This is a genomic window from Mesorhizobium sp. M4B.F.Ca.ET.017.02.2.1 (genome assembly GCF_003998955.1).
In the GTDB taxonomy this organism is placed as follows: Bacteria; Pseudomonadota; Alphaproteobacteria; order Rhizobiales; family Rhizobiaceae; genus Mesorhizobium; species Mesorhizobium abyssinicae.
On sequence record NZ_RZOF01000417.1, the window covers coordinates 1 to 5,045 of the forward strand.

Annotated in this window: 6 protein-coding genes and 1 pseudogene; 5 read left to right on the forward strand and 2 right to left on the reverse strand. The window is 64.8% G+C overall.

Translation table 11 applies throughout. The annotated features are described in order from the left end of the window. The 5 genes from EN738_RS30800 to EN738_RS30815 all read left to right on the forward strand — a co-directional run. The coding region (locus EN738_RS30800) for a tyrosine-type recombinase/integrase (protein WP_145966980.1) at window positions 1–484 on the forward strand (484 nt) is incomplete at its 5' end. A 100-nt stretch (window positions 485–584) separates the two neighbouring features. Beyond that, the gene (locus EN738_RS30805) at window positions 585–1,535 is read left to right on the forward strand and encodes an acetyl-CoA carboxylase carboxyltransferase subunit alpha (protein ID WP_127286898.1); all 951 of its coding nucleotides are present in this window, start codon (window positions 585–587) and stop codon (window positions 1,533–1,535) included. Window positions 1,536–1,769: 234 nt separating this feature from the next. Further along, complete coding sequence (locus tag EN738_RS36840) at window positions 1,770–1,898, forward strand: hypothetical protein (protein WP_281015756.1); 129 nt, start codon at window positions 1,770–1,772, stop codon at window positions 1,896–1,898. Between the two features lie 255 nt (window positions 1,899–2,153). Continuing rightward, window positions 2,154–3,443 (forward strand): murein L,D-transpeptidase family protein, encoded by a 1,290-nt coding sequence (locus EN738_RS30810; RefSeq protein ID WP_127286899.1) that lies wholly within the window; start codon window positions 2,154–2,156, stop codon window positions 3,441–3,443. 53 nt (window positions 3,444–3,496) lie between these two features. Further along, window positions 3,497–3,748, forward strand: a complete 252-nt coding sequence (locus EN738_RS30815; RefSeq protein WP_127286900.1) for a sulfurtransferase TusA family protein — start codon at window positions 3,497–3,499, stop codon at window positions 3,746–3,748. 18 nt (window positions 3,749–3,766) lie between these two features. Here EN738_RS30815 and EN738_RS30820 read toward each other — a convergent pair whose 3' ends face one another. Both EN738_RS30820 and EN738_RS36565 read right to left on the reverse strand, forming a co-directional pair. Next, window positions 3,767–4,891 carry a GTP-binding protein gene (locus tag EN738_RS30820; RefSeq protein WP_127286901.1) on the reverse strand — a complete coding sequence of 375 codons (1,125 nt, stop codon included), beginning with the start codon at window positions 4,889–4,891 and terminating at the stop codon, window positions 3,767–3,769. Window positions 4,892–4,895: 4 nt separating this feature from the next. Next, window positions 4,896–5,045: pseudogene (locus EN738_RS36565) on the reverse strand (D-alanyl-D-alanine carboxypeptidase); the annotation flags it as partial.

Below are 5,045 nucleotides of genomic sequence, written 5' to 3' on the forward strand. Positions count from 1 at the left end.
GCGCAGCGCCACCGTCACCGGCAGGCCGACCAGCTCGGAAACACGCAGGCCGGTGACGGTGGCGCTGCGCGACGACCGCTTCTTCATGGTGCGCGGCAAGGGCAACAAGGAACGCATGGTGCCGCTCTCGGCCAAGGCGCGCGCCGCGATGCGCGCCTGGCTTGCCGCCAGGGCAGAGCGGCCGGCGCTCGCTAACAGCCCCTTCCTGTTTCCGGCCGCCTCCGACACCGGCCATCTGTCCCGCCAGGTCTTCGCCCGCGACCTGAAAGGCCTTGCCGCAAGGGCCGGCATCGCCTCGGCCAAGATCTCGCCGCATGTGCTGCGCCACGCCTTCGCCAGCCACCTGCTGCAGAACGGCGCCGATCTCAGGGCCGTGCAGCAGCTGCTCGGCCACGCCGACATCTCGACCACGCAGATCTACACCCATGTGCTGGAGGAGCGGCTGGTGCGGCTGGTCAATGATCATCATCCGCTTGCCGACTAGGCCTCATGTCGCTATGTGAGGACGACGTTCCACCGCCCGGAGCCCCGGTTTTCGAGGGTTTCGCCAGCCACTGCCTTCCGAACTGTCGGTCCGCTCAAGAATGTACAACTACCTCGATTTCGAAAAGCCGGTGCAGGATCTCGAAGGCAAGATCCTCGAGCTGAAGAAGCTTGCCGAGAACGGCGAGGCCGTCGATGTCGGCGATGAGATCAGCCGCCTGGAGAAGCGTTCGCGCGACGCGCTGCGCGAGGCCTACAAGTCGCTGACGCCCTGGCAGAAGGTGCAGGTGGCGCGCCATCCCGACAGGCCGCATTGCGTCGACTACATCAAGGCCCTGCTCAGCGATTTCACGCCGCTCGCCGGCGACCGCAATTTCGGCGAGGACCAGGCGATCGTCGGCGGCTTCGCCCGCTTCCGCGGCGAGCCGGTGGCGGTTATCGGCCAGGAGAAGGGCTCGGACACGGCGAGCCGGCTGAAGCACAATTTCGGCTCGGTGCGGCCGGAAGGCTATCGCAAGGCGGTGCGGCTGATGGAGCTAGCCGACCGCTTCAAGATCCCGCTTCTGACGCTGGTCGACACCGCCGGCGCCTATCCCGGCGTCGGTGCCGAGGAACGCGGCCAGGCCGAGGCGATTGCCCGCTCGACCTCGGCCTGCCTGGCGCTCAAGGTGCCCTCGATCTCGGTCGTCATCGGCGAAGGCGGCTCCGGTGGCGCCATCGCAATCGCCACCGCCAACCGCGTCTACATGCTGGAGCATGCCATCTATTCGGTGATCTCGCCGGAGGGCGCTGCCTCGATCCTGTGGCGCGACACCACCCGCTCCAAGGATGCGGCGACCAACATGAAGATCACCGCCCAGGATCTTTACGAAATGAAGATCATCGACGCCATCGTCCCCGAGCCGCTCGGGGGCGCCCATCGCGCCCCCGAAACGGTGATCGCCGCCACCGGCGACCTCATCGCCAAGACGATGAAGGATTTTGCCGGCGCCAACACCGATTTCCGCGAGCAGCGTCGCGAGAAATACCTTGCCATGGGCCGCAGCCTCTAGTGCCCGGAAATGTGGGCGGTTCCGGGAGGGCTTAAGGCGCGTCGCCTGACTCCGTTTCAGCCCGACGCGCTTTATATCCGGGCAATTCCAGCAAACTTCTGGAACGGTTTTCCGTCCGGAAGGTGCCACCACATCGGTGGTCCAGGGCAACGATCCGGTGGTTCGGAGCGGGGCCGCCATAGACACTTTGCTTTAACGGCTGCTAATTAAGCTTCTCGTTTCGGGGGATTTGAAATGAAGAAATACGAGAAACCCACGCTGATCAAAGTCGCCCGCCTGCAAGCAGTGACGGCTCAACAAGCGACTTCCCAGCCGCCAGTGGAAAACGGCAACAGCAATGGCAGCGGCACCGACATCAACTAGTCCCCGTCAAATCCGTCTCTATCAAAACGTTTGATCGCCTTGGAATAGCTTCGGCCGCTACGCGGCAAAGTGGTGTACGGGCACGATTCCGCCACAAAAATGCCGCCGCGTTCGGCTCAATGAAATTGCCGCGAGGGGTCGTTCGAGGCTTGCGGTAAGGATTTTTCAAGGTTAACGGGCTTACGGTCCGCTAATGTTCAGCGTGCGGGCCTGGCGGTTGAACCCGTGGCCCGAGGGAAAGACTAAGCCGTACCCATGTTTGCCGAGCTTGCCCGCACCGGAGTCCTGATCGCCGCCATCGGCGTCGCCGGCTGCAACGATTCCTCGATGAAGGACTTCGCGCCGGAGGCCAACAAGCCGCTGCCGGACAAGATCCTGGCCGACATGAAGGCCAAGGGCATGGTCCGCACCTCGTCGGTGATGGCCCGTATCTTCAAGGAAGAGGGCAAGCTGGAGATCTGGAAGGCCAAGACCAATGGCCGCTACGAGATGGTGGCCAACTACGACATCTGCAAATGGTCGGGCAAGCTCGGGCCGAAATACACCGAGGGCGACCGCCAGGCGCCGGAAGGTTTTTATACGGTTCGCCCTTCGCAGATGAACCCGCGCTCGAACTACCATCTGTCCTTCAACATCGGCTATCCCAACGCCTACGACCGCGCCAATGGCCGCACCGGCTCCAATCTGATGGTGCATGGCGCCTGCTCGTCGTCGGGCTGCTATTCGATGACCGATGCCCAGATCGAGCAGATCTACGCTTTCGGCCGCGATGCCTTCCAGGGCGGGCAGACCGAGTTCCAGATCCAGGCCTTTCCATTCCGCATGACCGCCGCCAACATGGCGCGTTACCGCAACGACCCGAACTACGATTTCTGGAAGATGCTGAAGGTCGGCTACGACAATTTCGAAATCACCAAGGTGCCGCCGAAGGTCGACGTCTGCGAAAAGCGCTACGTCTTCAATCAAGTGGCGCCGGAGGGCACGACCTTCGATCCCACCGGGCCCTGCCCCGCCACGACGCAGCCGGATTCGCTGAAGAGCGCCTATAGCGCCTATCAGAGCACCTATGACTCGGCCTTCAACGGCGCCGTCAAGTCGAGCGCGCCGGCGCCCAAGCCGACGATTGCCGGCATCAAGGAAGCCAGTATCGTTTCCGACTGGTCGAAGCGCCGGGCCCGCGGCGAGCGCGTGCCGATCGACCCGCCGTCGATGAATGGCGACGGCTCGGTGACCGAGACCGCGCGCATGGGCCGCATCGATTCGCCGCTCGGCCGCAAGATGGCCGCGCTCGACGCCGAGAAGGAAGCCAAGCGCAAGGCCGAGGAACAGCGGCTCGCGGCCATACAGGCAGCAAAGGCCGCCAAGGAAGCTGCCAAGGCCCAGGCATTGGCCGAGGCGGAAGCCGCCAAGCAGGCTGCCCAGCAGCCGGTCACCACCGCGGGCGTCGAAGCGGCCGAGCCGGCAGCCGAAACGCAGGCCGCGAGCGCCGACGACGGCACGGTGACGAAGCTGAAGAAGAAGCTGCTCGGCATGTTCGGCGGCTGAGGCTTTGGCTGATGCATGTCGCCCAAAAGTGTGGGGCGGTTTGAGACAACGACATGCATGAAAAAACAGAAAGCAAGCGCCCTGCCGTCTACGATCTCAAGGGGCTGAACTGTCCCCTCCCCGTGCTCAAGGCGAAGAAGCGCCTGGCCGCGATGCGGCCGGGTAGCCTGCTCTGGCTGGAAACCACCGATCCGCTTGCCGTCATCGACATTCCGGCCTTCTGCTCGGACGCAGGCCATCAGCTCGTCGAAACGGCCGCGGTGTCCGGCGGCCATCGCTTCCTGGTCGAGCGCGGCGACGCCTGAGTTCGCGGTCCTGGCTCCCTACCGCCGCCCGGCTATGGCCAGCGGATTGTCCTCCAGCGCCGCGCGGTCGGGCGTGTCGATCGACGGCCTGTTGGTGAAGGCGGCGAACAGCCGGCGCACATAGTCCTCCGGCATGTCGAGCGTGATCAGCACCAGCCTGGTGCCGCGATTGCCCTCCGGCCAGGCCGGCAGCCTTGCCGGCGGGTGCAGGATCTTCTGCACGCCATGGATGACCAGCGGCCGCGACGGATCCTCCAGCAATTCGATGACGCCTTTCATACGCAGCAGCTTCTCGCCATGCGTCGAGCGCAGCAGATCGAGAAACATCTCGATCGCCGAGAACGGCACCGGACCGTCATGGACCAGCGAATGCGAGCGCACACGCGAATCGTGGCGATGCTGGTGATCGTGATGATGATCGTCGCCATGATGGTGGTGGTGGCCATCATGATCATGGTGATGATGACCAGCCTCTTCGCCCAGCCAGCGCTGCACATCGGCCGATTTGGTTTCGGGGTTGTAGAGCCCGCAGTCGAACAGCGCCGCGGCGCCGGTTCCGCTGTCATCGGCATCGAGCAGAACGGCGCCGGGATTGAGCTGACGCAGGCGCGCTCGCAACGCCGCGACATCGCCGGCATCGGTGACGAGGTCGGTCTTGGTGAGCACGATGCGGTCGGCGACCGCCGCCTGTTTCACCGCCTCGACATGAGCGTCGAGGGTCGCATTGCCGTTGACCGCATCGACCAGAGTGATCACGCCGTCGAGCCGGAAAGCCTGCACCAGCGCCGGATGCGCCATGATCGACTGCAGCACCGGCGCCGGATCGGCAAGCCCGGTGGTTTCTACCACGACGCGCGCCAGCCTGGCGATGCGGCCGGTCTGCAGCCGGTCGACGAGGTCGGCCAGCGTATCGACCAGTTCGCCGCGCACCGTGCAGCACAGGCAGCCGTCGGAAAGCTGGATGATGCCGTCTGAGGCCTGCTCGACCAGCAGATGGTCGATCGCCACCTCGCCGAACTCGTTGATGATGACCGCCGTGTCGGTAAGTTGCGGGTCCTTCAGCAGCCGGTTGAGCAGCGTCGTCTTGCCGGCGCCGAGGAAGCCGGTGAGCACCGAGACCGGGATGGGAAAGCTGCCGCCCATCGGGCTAGTTCGCGGCCTTGACCGGCTGGTCGCCCTGCACGGCAACCGCGGCCGTCCCGCTTGCGGCCGGCTCGGCGCCGGTCGGCGCCGGAATGTCGGGCCGCCAGCTCGGCAGCGGCACATCGGCATATTCCTGGCCCGACTGGTCGAGCAT